1 protein-coding gene is annotated in these 224 nt (G+C 46.9%); it reads left to right on the forward strand.

The annotated features are described in order from the left end of the window. On the forward strand, nucleotides 1–224 hold a 224-nt coding region (locus CWC11_RS22355; RefSeq protein ID WP_138684279.1), incomplete at both ends, for a condensation domain-containing protein.

Genomic DNA, 224 nt, shown 5'->3' on the forward strand with positions numbered 1-224 from the left:
CCGCCTTGCTTGGCGTGTTTTACATCTTGCTTTATCGCTACAGTGAGCAAGCCGATATTACCTTAGGGGTGCCGGTTGCAAATCGTCAGCAAAGCGAGTTTGAAGCTATGCTTGGCTGCTTTATTAATACTTTGCCACTGCGTATGCAGATAAACGGCCATCACTCCATGAGTGAGGCGATTAAGGCGCTGCAATACAAAGTATTGCAAGGGCTTGGTAATCAA

Source organism: Pseudoalteromonas sp. S3178, from assembly GCF_005886985.1.
GTDB classification, from domain to species: domain Bacteria; phylum Pseudomonadota; class Gammaproteobacteria; order Enterobacterales; family Alteromonadaceae; genus Pseudoalteromonas; species Pseudoalteromonas carrageenovora.